Origin of the sequence: Nonomuraea sp. NPDC005501, from assembly GCF_040605905.1 — a bacterium.
In the GTDB taxonomy this organism is placed as follows: Bacteria; Actinomycetota; Actinomycetes; order Streptosporangiales; family Streptosporangiaceae; genus Nonomuraea.
This window is the reverse complement of the sequence record NZ_JBEXDT010000087.1, coordinates 19,571-39,658: the sequence shown is the minus strand read 5'-3', so window position 1 is coordinate 39,658 and position 20,088 is coordinate 19,571. Positions and strand designations below refer to the sequence as shown.

Genomic DNA, 20,088 nt, shown 5'->3' with positions numbered 1-20,088 from the left:
TCCCTCCGGGGCCCCCCCCCCCCCCGCGGCCCCCCCGGCACCCGTCAGCGACCGATCGGAGCCGCATGCAAGCCGCCTTCTTCGACATGGACGGCCTCCTCGTCGACACCGAGAAGGTGTGGCTGGAGATCGAGACCGGCGTGATGGCCCGGCTCGGCGCCGCCTGGACCGCCGAGCACCAGGCACACCTCGTGGGCGGCTCCATGCAGCGCACGGTCGACTACATGATCCAGGTGTCGGGCGCGGACGTGCCTGCGGCGACTCTGTGGCAGTGGATGGTCGACGGCATGGTCGCCGCCCTGTCCGAGGGGGTGCGGATCATGCCGGGCGCCTCCGAGCTGCTCGACGGGCTGCGCGCCGAGGGTGTCCCGGTGGCCCTGGTCACGTCCTCGCTGAAGGACATCGCGGACGCGGTGCTCAAGGGTGTGGGCCGCGAGCGCTTCGACGCGGTCGTCACCGCCGACGACGTGACCCGTACCAAGCCGGACCCGGAGCCGTACCTGACGGCGGCGCGGCTGCTCGGCGTGCAGCCGGTTCGCTGCGTGGTGCTGGAGGACTCTCCCACGGGCGTGGCGGCCGCCACGGCGGCCGGCTGCGCGGTGGTGGCGGTGCCGAGCGTCCTGCCGGTCGAGCCCGCCCCGGGCCGCCTGGTCGTCCCCTCGCTCACCTCGGTCACGATCGCCGACCTCCGCGCCCTCGTCCCCGCCTGACCCTCCCCGGTCGCCGGGGGAGATCCCCGCGGGGCGTCCCTGAGCTCTCCGGCTCCTTCCCCTAAGGGGGAAGTGGTCCTCGCGGAGGAGCGCCCGGCCGGTGTCCGCGTGCCAGGATGGAAGGCGTAGTCGAGACGAGGGGCGGCGGCCGGAATGTTCGAACAGATCCCGTGGATGGCGCTGTGCGCAGGACTGACCATCGCGGGGCTGGTGCTCAGCTTCCTGGCCTTCCGCCGCAGGGGCGCGGCGGCGGGCATGCGCGCGGCGGCGTGGGCGCTGCTGCCCGTGGCCGCGTACCTGACCGGCGCGTTGCAGGCGTTGTGGACGATCGGCGCGACGGTCGTCGGGTTCGTCACCAGCCTGGTGCTCAACCCGCTGGTATGGGCCGGTGTCGCGGTGGCCGGGCTGTCCGTGGTGCTGTTCGTGGTCTCCGGCGTGATGCGGGGCCGCGTGCTGGCCCGCGAGGGCGGCTCGCGCAAGGGCCGCAAGGCACGCCGGGAAGAGGTGACGGGGCAGGCCGCGACCGGCCAGGAGGGCGCCGCAGGGCGGCCCGCGCAGCCGGGCAAGCCTGCGGTCGAGGCGACCCCGAAGCGCAAGAGCGACGAAGACTTCTCCGACATCGAGGACATCCTCCGGCGCCGCGGCATCAAGTGACCGGGCTTGTGTCACAGATCTGCGACACAATCGGAATGCCGCCCTGACATCCCGTTCAAGATCAATACGAATGAGTTTCGCGTCAGTCACAGTTGAGCCACATCGCGCCCCTGGGGGCTGGTCAGCGCAGCTCAAGGCATAGATTCTGCACCCTGGGGCCGTGACGTGCGGTCTCTGATCTCACGGATGCCACCAGATCGGACGGTGTCCGGCACGGACGTCGTCGTCTGCAACCCAGGGGGCATGAACCGCATGCGCAGTTCCTCGGTCACGCGAGCCTTCGCGCGCCCCGCGGCGCCGCAACGGGAGGGCGCATGACCGCACCGCTCGACGTGCCCGAATCCGTGTCGCAGGCCGCTCCGGAAGCGGTCACGGCCGGCGCGGACCGCAAGGCCATCCAGGGGCGTTCGCTCGGCCAGATCGCGTGGATGCGCCTCAAGCGCGATCGTGTCGCCATGGTGGGCGGCATCGTCATCATCCTGCTGATCCTGGTCGCGATCTTCGCGCCGCTGCTGGTCTCCTGGCTCGGCCACCCTCCGGCCGAGTGGCACCGGGAGAAGATCGACCCGGCCATCCAGGCGCCGATCGGCGCCTTCGGCGGCATGAGCTGGGACTTCCTCTTCGGCGTCGAGCCGACCACGGGCCGCGACCTGTTCAGCCGCATCCTGTACGGAGCCCGCATCTCCCTGCTGATCGCGTTCTTCGCGACCCTGCTCTGCGTGGTGCTCGGCACCGTGTTCGGGATGATCGCCGGATTCTTCGGCGGCTGGATCGACACCGTCATCAGCCGGCTCATGGACATCTTCCTGGCCTTCCCGCTGCTGGTCTTCGCGCTGGCGCTGGCGGGGGTGATCCCCGACAAGGCCTTCGGCATGTCGGGCGACACACTGAGGATCAGCCTGCTGGTGTTCATCATCGGCTTCTTCAACTGGCCCTACATCGGGCGCATCATCCGCGGACAGACCCTCACGCTGCGCGAACGCGAGTTCGTCGACGCCGCCCGCAGCCTCGGCGCGCGCAACCACGTGATCCTGTTCAAGGAGATCCTGCCCAACCTGATCGCGCCGATCCTCGTCTACTCGACGCTGCTGATCCCGTCGAACATCCTGTTCGAGGCCGCGCTGTCCTTCCTGGGCGTGGGCGTGCGGCCGCCGACCCCGACGTGGGGAGGCATGCTCGCCGAGGCCGTGCACAACTACGACGTCGCGCCGAACTTCATGCTCTTCCCCGGTCTCGCGATCTTCGTCACCGTGCTGGCGTTCAACCTGCTCGGTGACGGCCTCAGGGACGCTTTCGACCCCAAGGCGCGATAGACCTCGTGAGGTTTCCGAAAGTTCTACGAACTCCTAGATCAAGGGGTGTGTCAGGTCCATGAAGATAAGATCAACGGCGTCGGCGGTCGCAACGACCGCCGCTCTCGCCCTGGTCGTCTCCGCGTGCGGCGGCGGTGGCGGTGGCTCCAAGAGCTCCTCCGGCGGCAGTGACGCGGCCCCCGCCAGCCAGTACAACGCGGCGGTGACGCAGGTCGTCAACCCGTCGACGAAGACCGGCGGCACGCTCCGGATGGGCATGCCCGGCGACTTCGACTCGGTGGACCCGGGCGACCAGTACTACGGCTACGCGTGGAACTTCTCCCGCTTCTACACGCGCGCGCTGACCATGTTCAAGCCGGTGCCGGGCGAGGAGGGCCTGCAGCTCGTCGGCGACCTCGCCGAGGACCTGGGCAAGCCCAGCGACGGCGGCAAGACCTGGACGTACAAGCTGCGCGAGGGCGTGAAGTTCGAGGACGGCACCCCGGTGACGTCCAAGGACGTGAAGTACGCCGTGGCCCGCTCGCTGGACAAGGACATCCTGCCCAGCGGCCCCACCTACTTCAACGACTGGCTCGACACGGGCGACTACACGGGCCCGTACAAGATGAAGGGCAAGCTCGACGACTGGAAGGGCGTCGAGACGCCCGACGACCGGACGATCGTCTTCCACCTGAAGAAGCCGTACGGCGGTTTCGACTACTTCGCCATGCTCCCGCAGACGGCCCCCGTGCCCGAGGCCAAGGACACCGGCTCCAAGTACAAGGAGCACCCGGTCTCGACGGGCCCGTACATGTTCAAGTCGCACGAGCTCACCAAGCGCATCGAGCTCGTGAAGAACCCGAACTGGGACCCGGCGACCGACCCGAACCGCAAGCAGCTCAACGACTCCATCGAGGTGCTGCTCGGCCAGAACGAGGACGACCTCGACCAGCGCCTGCTGTCCGGCAAGATCGACGTCAAGGTCAACAGCACCGGCGTGGCCGCCAACGCCCGCAAGACGGTCCTGACCGACGACAAGGTCAAGCAGTACGCCGACTCGGCCCTGATCGACCGGACCTGGTTCACCAACATCAACGGTGACGTCAAGCCGTTCGACAACATCCACTGCCGCAAGGCGGTCCTCTACGCGGCCGACCGCTCGGCCATCCAGGGCGCCTACGGCGGCCCCGACGCCGGCGGCGACGTCGCCCTGAGCCTCATGCCGCCGAAGATGACCGGCTACCAGAAGATCGACCCGTACGGCGTCGAGGCCAACCCCGGCGGCAACGTCGAGAAGGCCAAGGAGGAGCTGGCGGCCTGCGGCCAGCCGAACGGCTTCAGCACCACCATCTCCTTCCGCAACGAGCGCGCCGCCGAGAAGCAGACCGCCGAGGCGCTGCAGCAGTCGCTCGCCCGCGTGGGCATCAAGCTGGACGTCAAGGGCTACCCGCAGGGTGACTACTTCAAGCTGTACGCCGGCAAGCCCGACTTCGCCAAGAAGAACGGCCTGGGCCTCATCGTCTACGGCTGGGGCGCCGACTACCCCGAGGGCTTCGGCTTCTTCCAGCAGATCGTCGACAGCCGGGTCATCCGTCCCGCCGGTAACACCAACCTCGGCGTGAAGGACCCCAAGATCGACGAGCTGATCGACCAGGCGGCGGCCGAGACGGACGCCACCAAGCGCGGCGCCATCTGGGCCGCGGTGGACAAGCAGGTCATGGACTCGGCGTTCATCCTGCCCTACGTGTGGGCGCACGGCCTGTTCTACCGGCCGCCCACGCTGAAGAACGTCTTCGTCAGCCAGAACTGGGGCATGTACGAGTTCCTCACGCTGAGCACCCAGTAGCACCCGGCCGGGGCAATCCCGCAGGAACGTCCGTCGAAAGCAGGTGAAGGCTTGGGCGGCCGGGCCCACAAGGCCCGGCCGCCGTGGCCGAGATCAGTGGTGACATACATTCTCAGACGGTTGGTAGCGGCCGTCATGCTGCTCTTCGTGGTGAGCATCGCGACGTTCGCCATCTTCTTCCTCGTGCCTCGGCTCGCTGGGATGTCCGCTGACGACCTCGCCTCCCGGTACGTGGGCAAGGCGGCCAACGCCCAGGTCATCCACGACACAGCCATCCGGCTGGGCTTCAACGACCCGATCATCGTGCAGTACGGCCGGTTCGTTAAGGGCATCTTCGTCGGCGTCGACCGCAACTACGGCCCCGGCATCGAGCACTGCCCGGCCCCCTGCCTGGGCTACTCCTACGTGTCCCAGAACCCGGTCCTGCCCGACCTGCTCAACCGGCTGCCGATCACGCTGTCGCTGGCACTCGGCGCGGCCGTCGTGTGGGTCATCTTCGGCGTGGCGACCGGCGTGGTGTCCGCGCTCAAGCGGGGCAGCTTCTTCGACCGCGTCTCCATGGGCATCGCCCTGGCCGGCGTGTCCCTGCCCATCTTCTTCACCGGCATCGTCTCGCTGGCCATCTTCCGCGACCAGCTCGGCCTGGTCGGCGACGTGGCCGACTGGGTGCCGCTCACCGAGGACCCGTTCACCTGGGCCAACAACCTGATCCTGCCGTGGGTCACGCTGGCCTTCCTGTACGCGGCCGGCTACGCCCGGCTCACCCGCGCCGGCATGCTGGAGACCATGTCCGAGGACTACATCAGGACCGCCAGGGCCAAGGGCCTGCCCGAGCGGGTCGTGGTGCTCAAACACGGCCTGCGCGCCACGCTCACGCCCGTGCTCACGATGTTCGGCCTCGACCTGGGACTGCTGCTCGGCGGCGCGGTGCTGACCGAGAGCACGTTCTCCCTGCCCGGCATCGGCAAGTACGCCGTGGACGCCATCAGCAACAACGACCTCCCCCAGGTGATGGGCGTCACGCTGCTCGCGGCGACCTTCATCATCCTGGCCAACCTGATCGTGGACCTGCTCTACGCGGTCGTCGACCCGAGGGTGAGGCTGGCGTGACCCCCTTTCTCGATGTCAAAGACCTGAAGATCCACTTCCCGACCGACGACGGCCTGGTCAGGTCCGTGGACGGGCTGACCTTCAGCCTCGAACGGGGCAAGACGCTCGGCATCGTCGGCGAGTCCGGCTCCGGCAAGTCCGTCACCAGCCTCGGCATCCTCGGCCTGCACAAGGGCAGGGGCGCCGACATCTCCGGCGAGATCTGGCTCGACGGCGAGGAGCTGGTCGGCGCCTCCCAGGAGCACGTGCGCGGCCTGCGCGGCAAGAAGATGGCGATGATCTTCCAGGATCCGCTGTCGGCGATGCACCCCTTCTACACCGTGGGCGACCAGATCATCGAGGCGTACCGCATCCACCACAACGTCTCCAAGTCCGTGGCCAGGAAGCACGCCGTGGACATGCTGGGCCGCGTCGGCATCCCGGAGCCGGCCCGCCGGGTGGACGCCTACCCGCACGAGTTCTCCGGCGGCATGCGCCAGCGCGCCATGATCGCCATGGCGCTCTCGTGCGACCCCGAGCTGCTCATCGCCGACGAGCCGACCACCGCGCTGGACGTCACCGTGCAGGCCCAGATCCTGGACCTCATGCGGGACCTGCAGCGCGAGTTCGACTCCGCGCTCATCATCATCACCCACGACCTGGGCGTGGTCGCCGAGCTGTCCGACGACATCCTCGTCATGTACGGCGGCAAGTGCATCGAGTACGGCACGGCGGAGGACATCTTCTACCGTCCCGAGCACCCCTACACCTGGGGTCTGCTGGGATCCATGCCCCGCCTCGACCGCGAGCCCACCGAGCGGCTCCTCCCGATCAAGGGCAGCCCGCCGTCGCTCATCAACGTGCCGCCCGGCTGCGCCTTCCACCCGCGCTGCCCGTACGCGGAGCGGACCGGCGGCAGGGCCGACACGGAGGTGCCGGCGCTCGCCGAGACCGAGGGCGGCCACCTCGTGCGCTGCCACATGAGCCCGGCCGAGCGGCGCACCCTGTGGGAGACCGAGATCAAGCCAGTGCTGGAGACCCAGTGAGCGAGCCCCAGACCCCGCCCGCGACCGAGCCCGCCCGGCAGGGCGACCCGCTCCTGTCCGTCCGGGACATGGAGAAGCACTTCCCCGTCACCAAGGGCCTGCTCAAGCGGCAGGTCGGCGCCGTCAAGGCCGTCGACGGCATCAGCTTCGACGTCTACAAGGGCGAGACGCTCGGCCTGGTGGGGGAGTCGGGCTGCGGCAAGTCCACCACGGGCCGCCTGGTGACCCGGCTGCTGGAGCCCACGGCCGGCCAGGTCCTGTTCGAGGGCCGCGACATCACGCACATGAGCCAGGGCAGGCTGCGCCCGCTCCGGCGCGACATGCAGATGATCTTCCAGGACCCGTACTCGTCGCTGAACCCCCGCCACACGGTCGGCGCCATCGTCGGCGCCCCGTTCCGCATCCAGGGCGTCCAGACCGACAACGGCATCAAGAAGGCCGTCCAGGAGATCCTCGAACTCGTCGGCCTCAACCCCGAGCACTACAACCGCTACCCGCACGAGTTCTCCGGCGGCCAGCGGCAGCGCATCGGCATCGCCCGCACGCTCGCGCTCAAGCCGAAGCTCATCATCGCCGACGAGCCGGTGTCGGCCCTGGACGTGTCCATCCAGGCTCAGGTCGTCAACCTGCTGGAGGACCTGCAGAACGAGCTGGACCTCACGTACGTGGTCATCGCGCACGACCTGTCGGTGGTCCGCCACATCAGCGACCGCGTGGCCGTCATGTACCTCGGCAAGATCGTCGAGATCGCCGACCGCAAGAGCCTGTACGCCGCGCCCATGCACCCGTACACCAACGCCCTGATGTCGGCCGTGCCCGTGCCCGACCCGCGCGGACGCGCCGGGCGCGAGCGCATCCGCCTGACCGGCGACGTGCCCAGCCCGCTCAACCCGCCGCCCGCCTGCCGCTTCCACACCCGCTGCTGGAAGGCGCAGGACATCTGCAAGAAGGTCGAGCCGCCGCTGGCGGAGCTGGCCACCGGGCACCGCGTCGCCTGCCACTTCCCGGAGAACGCCCCGGACGTGCCCGCCGCCGGCAAGGAAGAGCCGGTCACGGCCTGACACCCGGCCGCACCGCCCGCCTCCCCACCTGCCGGGGGCGGGCGGTCGTGCACGCCGCTAGGACAGGGCCCCCGGAGTGATCAGCCCGGTCTCGTACGCCAGCACCACGGCCTGCACCCGGTCGCGCAGCCCGAGCTTCGTCAGCACGTTGCCCACGTGCGTCTTCACCGTCGTCTCGCTCACCACGAGCTTGGCCGCGATCTCCGCGTTGGACATGCCCTTGGCGATGAGCCGCAGCACCTCCAGCTCGCGCTCCGTCAGCCGGTCCACCCGCGCCGGGGCGGGCTGCTCGTAGGCCGAGGGCAGCCGCGCCGCGAACCGGTCCAGCAGCCGCCGTGTCACGCTCGGCGCGACGATCGCCTCGCCCGCCGCGACCACGCGGATCGCCTGCACCAGCTCGTCCGGCGGCACGTCCTTCAGCAGGAACCCGGACGCCCCCGACCGCAGCGCCTCCACGATGTACTCGTCGAGGTCGAACGTGGTCAGCACCAGCACCTTCGGCACGTGCGCCCCCGGCGCCGCCTCCCGCACGATCCGCCGGGTCGCCTCGATCCCGTCGACCCCCGGCATCCGGATGTCCATCAGGACCACGTCCGGCAGCAGGGCCCGCGTCTGGTCCTGGGCGTCCTTGCCGTCACCGGCCTGCCCCACGACCGTGATGTCCGGCTCGGCCTCGAGGATCAGGCGGAATCCCGTGCGCAGCAGCGGCTGGTCGTCCACCAGCAGCACTCTGATCGTCATTGTCCGTCCTTCAGGGGGAACCTCGCCCGCACCTCGAAACCGCCCCCTGGCCTCGGGCCGATGCTGAGAATTCCACCATAGAGCGCCACACGCTCGCGAATCCCCACCAATCCATGCCCGGTCCCGTCCGCGCCCCACCCGCCGTCCGGGCCGCGCCCGTCGTCCTCGACGCGGACGTCCAGCTCGTGCGGCTCGTGCCGCACGGTCACCCGCGCCGTCGCGCCCGCGCCCGCGTGCCGCAGCGCGTTCGTCAGCCCCTCCTGCACCAGCCGGTACGCGGCCAGGTCCACACCGGCCGGGATCGGCCCCGGCGGGCCCTGCACCGTCAGCCCGGTCGCCAGCCCCGCCTCCCGCATCTGCTCCACCAGGGCCGGCAGGTCCCGGGTGCCCGGCTGCGGCCCCAGCTCCGCCCGCGCGCCCGCCCGCAGCACCCCGACGATGTTCCGCATCTCGGTCAGCGCCATCCGGCCCGTCTCCTCGATCGCCGACAGCGCCTCACCGGCCAGCTCGGGGTCCGAGGCCAGCACCCGGCGCGCCGCCGACGCCTGCACGGTCATCACGCTCACGTGGTGCGCCACCACGTCGTGCAGCTCCCGCGCGATCCGGGACCGCTCCTCGGCGCGGGCCGCCCGCCGGTCGGCCGCCCGCGCCCGCTCCAGACGCGCCGCGCGGTCCTTCAGCTCCGCCATGTACGCGCGCCGCAGCCGCAGGCTCCGGCCCACGCCCCACACCGCCAGCAGCGCCACGATCATCACCAGGTGGCCGCTCCAGGCCGCCGGGGGGCCCGCCCCCGCCGCCATCGACGCCGTGTACAGCACCACGGACACGGCCAGGCCCCCCAGCGCCACCGCCAGACCCCGGTAGGCGGCCACCGAGTACAGCATCACCAGGCCGGCGACGCCCGTCAGTCCCGTGCCGTACCCGAGTCCCTCCAAGGCCGTCTCGGGCAGCAGGGCCGCGCACAGGCCGGTCAGCGGCCATCGCCTGCGCACCGCGACGGGCACGCACGCCAGCAGCAGGAGCGCCACCCCGAGCGCGTCCGGCTCCCGCAGCCCCTCGACCGGGACGCCCTGCCCGCCGAGCTGCCCACGACCGTGGACGCTGAACAGCACCACCGACGCCCCGGCCACGAGCACGGCCGGCAGGGCGTCCCGGACCGGCACCCGCCGGTCCCGCCCCGCCCGGCCCCACACTCTCACCACAGGCTCCCAGGACGCCTCCGGGGATGGTGGCGGGGCGCGAACCCCTGGGACACGGTCGACCCTCCCCGCGTGAGGTCGCCGCTCCGGCCCACCACGGGGGCGGGTGCCTGCCACTGTAGGCCCGGGCGGCCCCGCGAACCTCCTCCCAGGGGAGGAACCGGACCTCCCACCAGAGGCCCCCCGTGGGCCACCGGCGGGCCGAGAGCGGCCAGGGCTCGGCGGCAGGCCAGACCCGGCGGCCCTGCTCCGGCGGCCCTGCTCCGGCGGGCCTGCTCCGGCGGTCAGGTCCCGCTGGAGCACGGCGGCCCTGTTCGGGTGACCAGGTCCCGCTAGAGCTCGTCGGTCGCCGCCCGGCGGTTGCGGCGCACCGTGTCGCCCGGCTGGCGGGCGGGCACCGGCGGCGGGGTCCCGCCGAACTCCGGGCACAGCGCCTGGTGATCGCACCAGTCGCACAGCCGGCTGCGCCGCGCCCGCCACTCGCCCGACCGCAGCGCCCGCTCGATCGCCGCCCACAGCGCCCGCACCTTGCGCTCGGTGGCCAGCAGGTCGGCCTCGTCGGGCGCGTACCGCAGCACCTCGCCGCCGCCGCCCAGGTAGACGAGCTGGAGCAGCCTCGGCACCTCGCCGCGCAGCCGCCACAGCACCAGCGCGTAGAACTTCATCTGGAACAGCGCCTTGGCCTCGAAGTCGGGCCCCGGCGCGCTGCCCGTCTTGTAGTCGACCACCCGCACCTCGCCGCTCGGCGCGACGTCGAGCCGGTCGACGTAGCCGCGCAGCATCAGCCCGCCCTCCAGCACCGCCTCGACGTACAGCTCGCGCTCGGCCGGCTCCAGCCGGGTCGGGTCCTCCAGGGTGAAGTAGCGCTCCAGCATGCCCCGCGCCTGCGCCAGCCACGCGGCCTGCTCGGCATCGTCGGCGAACATCTCCGCGTACTGGGGCTCCTCGTCGAGCAACCGCCGCCACTGGGGCTCCAGCAGCTCCAGAGCCGCCCGGACCGAGCGGCCGGGGGCGGGCAGGTCGTAGAGCCGCTCCAGCACCGCGTGGACCACCGTGCCGCGCACCGCCGCCTGTGACGGCCGCTCCGGCAACTGGTCGATCACCCGGAACCGGTAGAGAAGGGGACACGTCATGAAGTCGCCCGCCCGGGACGGGGAGAGAGCTCCGATGATCACCGGATCGGTCAACGTCATGCACCGCACTCTAGGTCAATCCCCCGACAGAATGGGGCCGTGAAAACGGGATCACCCCGTCCGGCGCGTAGCATCGAGGCAGCGGCACCCTTTGACGGACGGCGAGGAGTTCGGTGAGCGAGCAGAGTCCCCAGCAGGAGTTCTCCGGCCTGAGGATGGGGAGGCCGTTCGGCATCCCGGTCTACGTCTCCTGGACGTGGTTCATCATCGCCGCCTTCATCACCTGGATGTACGGCGAACGCGTGCGCGGCACGCTGCCCGAGCTCGACGCCCCCGCCGCCTACGCCGTCGCCTTCGTCTTCGCGGTCCTGCTGTACGTCTCGGTCCTGCTGCACGAGCTGGCCCACAGCGTCCTGGCCAAGGCCTACGGCCTGCCGGTGCGCCGCATCACGCTCTACCTGCTCGGCGGTGTGTCCGAGATCGAGAAGGAGCCGCCCACGCCGGGCAAGGAGTTCATGATCGCCGCGGCGGGGCCCGCGCTCTCGCTGGTGCTCGGCGGCGCCGGCCTGCTCGCCGACCTGTACCTCGTCAACGGCGGCGGCATCCCCCAGGAGCTGGTCTGGCAGCTCTGGGTGTCCAACCTCATCGTCGGCGTCTTCAACCTCCTGCCCGGCCTGCCGCTCGACGGCGGCCGGATGCTGCGCGCCGGGGTGTGGAAGCTCACCCGCCGGCCCGGCACCGGCACCATCGCCGCCGCCTGGGGCGGCCGCGTCCTGGCCGTGCTGCTCGTCCTCGCGCCGCTGGCCATGGTCACCATGAACGGTCAGAAGGTCGATCCCACGGGCATGATCTGGCCGCTGGTGCTGGCCTCGTTCATCTGGATGGGCGCCTCGCAGTCGCTGCGCATGGCCCGCATCCGCGCCCGCATCCCACAGGTCGACGCCCGCGCCCTGGCCCGCCGGGCCATCCCCGTCAGCTCCGACACGCCGCTGGCCGAGGCGCTGCGCCAGGCCGGCGAGCGGCGGGCCGGCGCGCTCGTCGTCGTCGACCACGACGGCCGGCCCGTCGCCATCGTCAACGAGGCCGCCGTCCAGGCCACCCCCGAGCACCGTCGCCCGTGGGTGAGCGTCTCGTCCCTGGCCAAGTCGCTGGAGCCGTCCATGGTGCTCGCCGCCGACCTGACCGGCGAGCCCCTCATCGACGCCATGCGGGAGACCCCCGCGGCGGAGTACCTGCTGGTGGAGCGGACCGGCGAGATCTACGGCGTCCTCGCCACGGCCGACGTCAACCGCGTCTTCGCCGGCGTCTGACCGCCCCCGCGACCCGTGTCCCCGCCCGAGCGTCTGATTTGTCCCACTCGAATAACGGGCAGCCCCCGGCTAGTGTCGTAACTGGTGATCAGGCCGGATGCGTGCCGGCCCGATCCCACCCCGGCGATTCGAGGATGCGACGGCTGGCCGATAGTGTTCCGTTTGGCCGAACTCACAGACCGGAGGGGTTCGCCGCGGCCCGACGATCCGACGATCCGGCGGATCGGCACCGCCCCGCCGCGGCGCCGCCCCGCCACTGGGACGCGTAAGGGCTGGTGGCCGGCACGGCAGTGCGGGTGCCGTAATGCAGTGCGGGCGCCGTGATGTCGCCGGCTTCCGGGGAGGAGAGTTGAGTGACCGAGCGCAGCGAGGGCACCGTTGAGCGCGAGCGCAGCACCGTCGGCGTGAAGGAGGGCTCATGACCGACCAGGGCTTCGGCGTGGTGCGTCCGCTTCCCGGGGACGGCCTCGTCGCCTACCTCGGCGGGCTGCTGCTCGCCTGCGACGCGGGCGAGAGCGCGGCCGGCGACCTGCTCGAGGCGTTGCGCTCGACGGCCGCCTCCGGCGGCGACGGCCGGGCCCTCGCCAGGCGCGCGGCCCAGGTGCTCGCCGCCAACATGACGGGCGACCCCGCCACCTGCGCGGTGGCCGGACCGGTCAGCGACGGCGGCGTCGCCGTGCTGGTCAGCGGCTCGGCCGCGGCCGTCATCACCACCGCGGACGGCCAGACCAGGCTGGCCGGCAGCGACTCGCTGACCTGGGCCGACCGGCTCATCGGCGGCCCGGTCCAGCGGGTCGAGCTGACCCTGCCCGGCGCCGGCACCCCGCACCCCGCGGTCCGCTTCGACGGCGGCGTGGTCCACGGCGGCGGCCTGGCGGGCGACTTCGGCGACCAGGCCGCGCCCGCCCCGTCCGGGCCGCTCACCAGCGAGCTGCCCAACACGGGCCTGTACATGGAGCCCGACCTCGTCCAGCCGCCGGCGCCCGAGCGCGCCCCGGTCAACATGCCGCCCTACCCCATGTCGGGCGACCAGCCGCCGGCGCCCGCGCAGCAGGCGCCCTCCTACCAGCCGGGACCGCCGTCGGGGCCCCAGGCAGCCCCGGCCGCGCACTCGCCCGCATCCTCGCCCGCGTCCTCGCAGGCGTCCGCGCCGCCGGAGCCCTCCGGCGCCGGAGCGTCCGCGGGCGGTGCGGGCTACCCGCCGTCGCCGGCCGAGCAGTCGCCGGCCTCGCCGTTCCAGCCGCCCCACGAGCAGCCGCAGTCCGGCTACCCGAGCTACGACGAGCCCGTCCACACCCCCAACGGCGCCGGCGACTCCTACGACCAGCCGGGGCAGCCCGAGCCGTACGAGCCGCAGCCAGGCGCGCACCTGTCGGCGGTGCCCGACTACTTCGAGCCCGCCCAGCCCTCCGGACCGCCGTCCGACCCCTTCGACCAGCAGGGCCCGTTCGACCAGCAGGGCCCGTTCGACCAGCCGGGCCCGTTCGACCACCAGGGTCAGGGACAGCCGGGCCAGGCACAGGGCCAGGCGGGTCAGCACGCGCAGGAGCAGCCCGAGCACGGCGACCGCCCGCTCGTCTACGGCGTCGACTGCAAGAACGACCACTTCAACGACCCCCGCTCGCCGTACTGCGCGGTCTGCGGCATCGCCCTGGTGCAGCGCACCCTCGTCCCGTACAAGGGGCCCCGCCCGTCGCTCGGCGTCCTCGTCCTGGACGACGGCACCACGCTGCCGCTGGAGACCGACTACCTCCTGGGCCGCGACCCCGAGCGCGCCCCCGAGGTGGCCGGCGGCTCGGCCCGTCCCGCCAAGGTCACCAGCCCCGACGGCTCGGTCTCGCGCCGCCACCTGCGGGTGGCGCTCGACGGCTGGGACGTCAACCTGGTCGACCTCGGCTCGGTCAACGGCACCCAGATCCAGCCGCCGGGCGATCCCAACTTCTACGACATCCCGCCCAACGAGCCGGTCACGATCGCCCCGGGCACGACGGTCCGGGTCGGCGTGTCCCGCACGATGCGCTTCGAGCCCCACCGGGGCTGACGCTCCGCGTGACCGTCCGGCGCCCCGTCACCGCGTGGGCGCCGGACGGCCCTCGCCGAAGGCGTGCACCCCGCGCAGGAGCCGGGCGGCCGCCTCCAGGCCGCTGGCCGCCTCCAGAGCCCGTCCTCCGGCCGTGGCGAGCCGGCTGAGCAGGTGCTCGTCGTGGTCCCCGAAGTCCCGCCCGGCCACCCAGAGATGCAGCTGCTCGCGGGCGGCCAGGGGCACGGGCGTGGCCAGGAACCCCGGCTCGCCCACCGTGGCGTCCCGGGGCAGGCGCACCTGCCCCGCCGAGAGGGTCAGGAGCTTGAGCACGCCCGGCTCGGCGAGCCAGGGCCGTACCCCCAGCGGATCGCCCGGGGGAGCGTGCAGGTGGACGACCCGGGCGGCCTCCCGCAGCGGGTCCACCCGGACGAGGCCGGCGTACCCCGTTCCGGAGACGTCGGCCGCGGCGCGGGCCAGCAGGTCGGCCAGCGCCGCCGCGTCCGGGCAGGAGAAGGAGCGGATGAGTTCGTGCACGACGACATGAGCGCGGTTGGCAGGCATCGAGGTGTTTCCCTCCGCGGAGGGGGGAGAGACCGCGTGCCCTCTTCGCACGCGTCTCCGGTGCGGTGACCCGGAGTATTCACCGCGCCGCGCCGCTTGGCCAGACCCGAACGGGAAAGTCTGATTTCTGCCCAGATGTGGGAGCGTGCCCAGGCTAGCGGGACCGCAGGCGTACCCACTGGACGTCGTCGGCCCGCGTGCCGTCCGCCGCCGGGAACAGCTCCCGATGGACGCACTCCCGCGTGAACCCCGCCCGCTCGAGCACCGCGTGCGACGCCCCGTTGCGCGCGTTCGTGCCCGCCGTGATCCGGTGCAGCGGCGTGTTCGCGAACGCCCAGTCCACGAGCAGCCGCACCGTCCGCGTCATGAAGCCCCTGCCCCGGAACTCCTCCAGCAGGGAGTAACCCACCATGGCCTGCCCCAGGACCGGCACCACGTGCGCGAGCTGCACGTGCCCGGCGAACGCCCCCGACTCCGCGTCGCGGATCGCGAGCTCCGCCCGCTGGGCCGTCACCCACCAGTAGCCGGTGTTGCGGCAGCGCCGCTCGATCTCCTCCAGCGTGGCCGCCGGCCCCATCGCGTAGGCCGCCACACTGGGCTGGGCCATCATCCGGTGGAAGTCCTCGGTGTCGCCGGGCTCGATGGGCACCAGCCGTACCACGCCGTCCGTCAGCTCGCCGCCCTCCAGCAACGGGAGGTACGGCGGCGTCTCCTCGCCCGCGTCGAGGGCGAGGCGCCCGAACAGGACGTCGTCCGTCAGCCGCCCGTCGCGCGTCTCCCGGGCGTCGCGGCGGCGGCCCTCCTCGCGGAAGCCGGCCTTCAGCGCCACCCGCAGTGACGCCACGTTCTCGGCCGCGACCCGCAGCTCGACCCGGTGCACGCCCTGGTCGAACAGCCACTCGGTCACCGCCCGCACGGCCGCCGTGGCCACGCCCTTGCCGCGGGCCCACGGCGCGACCAGGTAGCCGATCTCGACCGCCCCCCACGGGTCGGGCGCCGAGACGCGCAACCCCCCGGCGTAGGCGCCGTTCTGCGCGATGGTGAACTCGGCGCCGCCCTCCTCCCACCTGCGCGCGGCCACGGCCAGGTGCTCGCGGGCGTCCCGCTCGGTGTACGGCGACGGCAGCGAGGTCAGGAACCTCGCCGCCACGGGATCGGCGCCCGTGGCGGTCATCCCCTCCACGTCGCTCTCCGCGGGGGCGCGCAGGACGAGGGAACCGGTGGACAGGACGGCACGAGGGAGCATGACCCATACATATCGCGCGTCAGAGGCCGGTCGAAAGCCCTATAACCTTGCCGCCATGGGTTTCCGCAGGCATGGGCCGTTCCAGGTGGGGGATCAGGTGCAGCTCACCGACCCCAAGAACAAGCGCCACACGATCACGCTCAAGCAGGACGGCGTCTTCCACACGCACAAGGGCGCCATCCCCCACAGCGAGCTGATCGGGCAGCCGGAGGGCTCCGTGGTGCGCTCCTCCGGCGGCACCCAGTACCTCGCGTTCCGGCACCTGCTGCAGGACTACACCCTGGCGATGCCGCGCGGCGCCGCCGTGATCTACCCCAAGGACGCCTCGATGATCGTCGGCATGGCCGACGTCTTCCCCGGCGCCCGCGTCATCGAGGCCGGCGTCGGGTCGGGCGCGCTGACCTGCTTCCTGCTGCGGGCCGTCGGCCCCGAGGGGCACGTCACCTCGTACGAGCGGCGCCAGGAGTTCGCCGACGTGGCCCGCGGCAACGTGGAGAAGTTCTTCGGCACCGAGGAGGACGGGCCGCTGGCCAACTGGCGGCTGGTCGTCGGCGACCTCGTGGCCTCGATCGACGAGGTCGACGTGGACCGGGTGATCCTCGACATGCTGGCCCCGTGGGAGTGCGTGGACGCCGCCGCCAAGGCGCTGACGCCCGGGGGAGTGATCTGCTGCTACGTGGCCACGACGACGCAGATGTCCAAGACCGTCGAGGTCATTCGCGATCACGGGAGTTTCACGGAGCCCCATGCGTGGGAGACCCTGGTTCGCGACTGGCATGTCGAAGGACTCGCTGTACGGCCCGATCACCGGATGATCGGGCACACGGGTTTCCTCGTCACCGCCCGCCGCATGGCGGACGGCGTGACACCCCCGCCACGTCGCCGACGACCGAAGGGAACCACCGAGGAACTATGACAATTCGGCCACGGGGATGCTTTGGTGCGTGAGACGGGAACAAGCCGCCGGGTTCCCGCGCTGGCAGGATTAAACGCACGACAGAGGATTATTCACCGAACACTGAATGTCACTCTACGAACACTGCCCGGCCAGGTTACGGAGGGGCCCGAGATAGGTAAGGTCCTAAGTAGTCGCCCTCGACTGGGAAGGAGGTGACGGGGCGTGGCAGCTCGCGATGATGCAGAGGCTCGAGCCGCGCAGCGCGAACGGGAGGTCGCTGATCTTTCAACACAGGTCTCCTTCCTCCAAGAGGAGATCACCGCGCTGAGGCGGAAGCTGGCCGAGTCACCCCGTCAGGCCAGAGTCCTCGAAGAGCGCCTCCACGAGGCACAGGCGAACCTCGCGGCCGTCACCGGCCAGAACGAGCGCCTGGTCGCCACGTTGAAGGAGGCCCGGGACCAGATCGTCGCCCTCAAGGAGGAGGTCGACCGGCTGGCGCAGCCGCCATCCGGTTTCGGCACCTTCCTGGAGGCCAGAGAAGACGGCACGATCGAGGTGTTCACCGGCGGCCGCAAGCTGCGGGTGAACGTCAGCCCGGCCGTCGACGTCGACTCGCTGAAGCGTGGCCAGGAGGTCATGCTCAACGAGGCCCTCAACGTGGTCGAAGCCCTCGGCTACGAAGAGGTCGGCGAGATCGTCATGCTCAAGGAGCTCCTCGACGAGGGCAGGCGCGCCCTCGTCATCTCGCACGCCGACGAGGAGCGCGTCGTCCGCCTCGCCGAGTCGCTGGTGGGCCAGCCCATCAGGGCCGGTGACTCGCTCCTGCTGGAGCCCCGCTCGGGTTACGTCTACGAGCGCATCCCCAAGTCCGAGGTGGAGGAGCTCGTGCTGGAGGAGGTCCCCGACATCTCCTACGAGGAGATCGGCGGACTGTCCCGGCAGATCGAGCAGATCCGTGACGCCATCGAGCTGCCCTACCTGCACGCCGACCTGTTCCGCGAGCACCAGCTGCGCCCGCCCAAGGGCGTGCTGCTCTACGGCCCTCCCGGCTGCGGCAAGACGCTCATCGCCAAGGCGGTCGCCAACTCCCTGGCCAAGCAGGTCGCGGAGAAGACCGGCCAGTCCGGCAAGAGCTTCTTCCTCAACATCAAGGGCCCCGAGCTGCTCAACAAGTACGTCGGCGAGACCGAGCGGCACATCCGCCTGGTCTTCCAGCGGGCCCGCGAGAAGGCATCCGAGGGCACCCCGGTCATCGTGTTCTTCGACGAGATGGACTCGATCTTCCGCACCCGCGGATCGGGCGTGTCCTCCGACGTGGAGAACACCATCGTCCCTCAGCTGCTGTCGGAGATCGACGGCGTCGAGGGCCTGGAGAACGTCATCGTCATCGGCGCCTCCAACCGCGAGGACATGATCGACCCGGCGATCCTGCGGCCCGGCCGCCTGGACGTCAAGATCAAGATCGAGCGGCCGGACGCCGAGGCGGCCAAGGACATCTTCTCCAAGTACCTCGTGGCCGGCCTGCCGCTCCACCCGGAGGACCTCTCCGAGCACGGCGGCTCCCGTGAGGCGACCATCCACGGCATGATCCAGAGCGTCGTCGAGCGCATGTACACCGAGAGCGAGGAGAACCGCTTCCTCGAGGTGACCTACGCCAACGGCGACAAGGAGGTCCTGTACTTCAAGGACTTCAACTCCGGAGCGATGATCCAGAACATCGTCGACCGGGGCAAGAAGATGGCCATCAAGCAGTTCCTCGAAAGCGGCCAGAAGGGCCTGCGGGTGCAGCACCTGCTCACGGCCTGCGTGGACGAGTTCTCCGAGAACGAGGACCTGCCCAACACCACCAACCCCGACGACTGGGCCCGCATCTCCGGCAAGAAGGGCGAGCGGATCGTCTACATCCGCACGCTCGTCTCCGGCAAGCAGGGCGCCGAAGCCGGCCGGTCCATCGACACCGTCGCCAACACCGGCCAGTACCTGTAGTCGCGTCCCGTCACCTCGAAGAGGGCCGCGCGGTTCACCCGCGCGGCCCTCTCGCATTCCGCCCCGCGCGCCGGTCTGTGAAAGCTGTTACTGCGGGAACCGAAGTGATCGACGTGACGTCCAAGGGTCGTGCATCTCAGCAACCGGCCGCGCCATGCCCGGGGGGACGGCCGGCTGGCCGAGCTCGACCTGCTGCGCTTCGCCGCCGCCCTGGCCGTGCTCGCCTTCCACTACCTCGTCGCCTACGCCTCCGTGTGGGGCGACCGGCCCGCCGAGCTGTTCCCCGCCGTCGCGCCCCTGGCCGGGCTCGGCATCCTCGGCGTCGAGCTGTTCTTCGTCATCAGCGGCTTCGTCATCCTCATGAGCGCCTGGGGCCGCTCCCTGGGCGCGTTCGCCCGCTCCCGGCTCGTCCGCCTCTACCCGGCGTACTGGCTGAGCCTGGCGGCCGTCGCGGCCCTGTACGGCCTCACCGGCGCCAAGGCGCTGGACCCCAAGCTCACCCCCGGCGAGTACGCCGTGAACGCCACCATGCTCCAGCGGCTGTTCGGCGTCACCGACGCCGCCGGCGTCTACTGGTCGCTCTGGGCCGAACTCCGCTTCTACCTGATCATGGCGATCCTCGTCATCATCGGCGTGACCTACGGGCGGGTGCTCGTCCTCGGCGGCCTCTGGCTCGCCGCAGCGCTCGGCGCCGAACTGCTCGGCAACGACCTCCTCAACGAGTTCGTCATGCCCCGCTACGCCCCCTACTTCGTCGCCGGCATGGCCCTCTACCTCATCCACAAGCGCGGCAGCGCCTGGTTACCCTGGCTCTACGTCGTCGCCGGATGGGCCATGTCCCTCCACTCCGCCCTCGAACGCGTCCACGGCCGCATCAAGGTCGCCGGATTCAAGAACATGCCGGTGACCGACGTCTCTGTGATCGTCACCATCACCCTCGTCTTCGCCCTGATGGCGCTCGTCGCCCTCGGCCTCCTCCGGCTCAAGCCGTCCAAGGTCCTCACCGCGCTCGGCGCGACCACCTACCCGCTGTACCTGCTCCACTCCGCCGTCGCGGTCGCCCTCGTCCCGCGGCTGACCGGCAGCCTGCCCCCATGGCTCACCGCGACCGCGACCGCGCTCGCGGCGATCCTCCTGTCGTATCTCGTCTACACCTTTGCCGAACGCCCGATCCAGCGTCTGCTCAAGCCACGCCGCCACTCACCGGCCCGACCCGCCCCGGCCGTACAGGTGGAAAAGGCGTCGGTGCCATAACTCTGTGACCCTGGGGCACTGTGAAGGGCATAGGCTCGG

General features: G+C 71.2%; 17 protein-coding genes. 12 read left to right on the top strand and 5 right to left on the bottom strand.

All coding sequences use genetic code 11. From position 1 onward, the window contains the following. Positions 1-65 precede the first annotated feature (65 nt). From ABZS51_RS32985 to ABZS51_RS32955, 7 genes are all read left to right on the top strand, one after another. Positions 66-710, top strand: a complete 645-nt coding sequence (locus ABZS51_RS32985) for an HAD family phosphatase (RefSeq protein WP_355449320.1) — start codon at positions 66-68, stop codon at positions 708-710. Between the two features lie 153 nt (positions 711-863). Beyond that, positions 864-1,364, top strand: a complete 501-nt coding sequence (locus ABZS51_RS32980; RefSeq protein WP_355449317.1) for a cellulose synthase — start codon at positions 864-866, stop codon at positions 1,362-1,364. A 314-nt stretch (positions 1,365-1,678) separates the two neighbouring features. Continuing rightward, entirely contained in the window at positions 1,679-2,677 is a 999-nt protein-coding gene (locus ABZS51_RS32975) for an ABC transporter permease (RefSeq protein WP_355449314.1), read from the top strand. Positions 2,678-2,735: 58 nt separating this feature from the next. Beyond that, positions 2,736-4,502 carry an ABC transporter substrate-binding protein gene (locus tag ABZS51_RS32970; RefSeq protein WP_355449311.1) on the top strand — a complete coding sequence of 589 codons (1,767 nt, stop codon included), beginning with the start codon at positions 2,736-2,738 and terminating at the stop codon, positions 4,500-4,502. Positions 4,503-4,598: 96 nt separating this feature from the next. After that, on the top strand, positions 4,599-5,612 hold the full coding sequence (locus ABZS51_RS32965; protein ID WP_310709034.1) for an ABC transporter permease: 1,014 nt from the start codon (positions 4,599-4,601) through the stop codon (positions 5,610-5,612). Beyond that, entirely contained in the window at positions 5,609-6,637 is a 1,029-nt protein-coding gene (locus ABZS51_RS32960; protein ID WP_355449308.1) for an ABC transporter ATP-binding protein, read from the top strand. Before ABZS51_RS32965 ends, ABZS51_RS32960 begins: the two co-directional genes overlap by 4 nt. Positions 6,638-6,705: 68 nt before the next feature. Continuing rightward, entirely contained in the window at positions 6,706-7,698 is a 993-nt protein-coding gene (locus tag ABZS51_RS32955) for a dipeptide ABC transporter ATP-binding protein (RefSeq protein ID WP_355449325.1), read from the top strand. Between the two features lie 57 nt (positions 7,699-7,755). Here the strand turns inward: ABZS51_RS32955 and ABZS51_RS32950 are convergent, their stop codons facing one another. From ABZS51_RS32950 to ABZS51_RS32940, 3 genes are all read right to left on the bottom strand, one after another. Next, positions 7,756-8,439, bottom strand: coding sequence for a response regulator transcription factor (locus ABZS51_RS32950; RefSeq protein ID WP_310709037.1), 684 nt, complete (start codon positions 8,437-8,439; stop codon positions 7,756-7,758). Beyond that, positions 8,436-9,638, bottom strand: coding sequence for a sensor histidine kinase (locus tag ABZS51_RS32945; protein WP_355449305.1), 1,203 nt, complete (start codon positions 9,636-9,638; stop codon positions 8,436-8,438). Before ABZS51_RS32945 ends, ABZS51_RS32950 begins: the two co-directional genes overlap by 4 nt. Positions 9,639-9,970: 332 nt before the next feature. Beyond that, positions 9,971-10,831, bottom strand: coding sequence for a RecB family exonuclease (locus tag ABZS51_RS32940; protein ID WP_355449302.1), 861 nt, complete (start codon positions 10,829-10,831; stop codon positions 9,971-9,973). Positions 10,832-10,986: 155 nt separating this feature from the next. Here ABZS51_RS32940 and ABZS51_RS32935 point away from each other — a divergent pair, with 155 nt between their 5' ends. Next, the gene (locus ABZS51_RS32935; protein WP_355449323.1) at positions 10,987-12,081 is read left to right on the top strand and encodes a site-2 protease family protein; all 1,095 of its coding nucleotides are present in this window, start codon (positions 10,987-10,989) and stop codon (positions 12,079-12,081) included. A 418-nt stretch (positions 12,082-12,499) separates the two neighbouring features. Then, positions 12,500-14,122, top strand: a complete 1,623-nt coding sequence (locus ABZS51_RS32930) for an FHA domain-containing protein (protein ID WP_355449299.1) — start codon at positions 12,500-12,502, stop codon at positions 14,120-14,122. A gap of 27 nt (positions 14,123-14,149) precedes the next feature. Here the strand turns inward: ABZS51_RS32930 and ABZS51_RS32925 are convergent, their stop codons facing one another. Then, the gene (locus ABZS51_RS32925; RefSeq protein WP_355449296.1) at positions 14,150-14,638 is read right to left on the bottom strand and encodes a hypothetical protein; all 489 of its coding nucleotides are present in this window, start codon (positions 14,636-14,638) and stop codon (positions 14,150-14,152) included. 181 nt (positions 14,639-14,819) lie between these two features. Beyond that, positions 14,820-15,911 (bottom strand): GNAT family N-acetyltransferase, encoded by a 1,092-nt coding sequence (locus ABZS51_RS32920; RefSeq protein ID WP_355449293.1) that lies wholly within the window; start codon positions 15,909-15,911, stop codon positions 14,820-14,822. Positions 15,912-15,966: 55 nt separating this feature from the next. Here ABZS51_RS32920 and ABZS51_RS32915 point away from each other — a divergent pair, with 55 nt between their 5' ends. The 3 genes from ABZS51_RS32915 (at position 15,967) to ABZS51_RS32905 (ending at position 20,049) form a co-directional block, all read left to right on the top strand. Then, positions 15,967-16,827: a tRNA (adenine-N1)-methyltransferase gene (locus tag ABZS51_RS32915; protein ID WP_310709044.1), complete on the top strand. Its 861-nt coding sequence runs from the start codon at positions 15,967-15,969 to the stop codon at positions 16,825-16,827. A 204-nt stretch (positions 16,828-17,031) separates the two neighbouring features. Then, entirely contained in the window at positions 17,032-18,795 is a 1,764-nt protein-coding gene (arc, locus tag ABZS51_RS32910) for a proteasome ATPase (protein ID WP_355449290.1), read from the top strand. A 129-nt stretch (positions 18,796-18,924) separates the two neighbouring features. Further along, positions 18,925-20,049 (top strand): acyltransferase, encoded by a 1,125-nt coding sequence (locus ABZS51_RS32905; RefSeq protein ID WP_355449285.1) that lies wholly within the window; start codon positions 18,925-18,927, stop codon positions 20,047-20,049. The last annotated feature ends 39 nt before the right edge of the window (positions 20,050-20,088 follow it).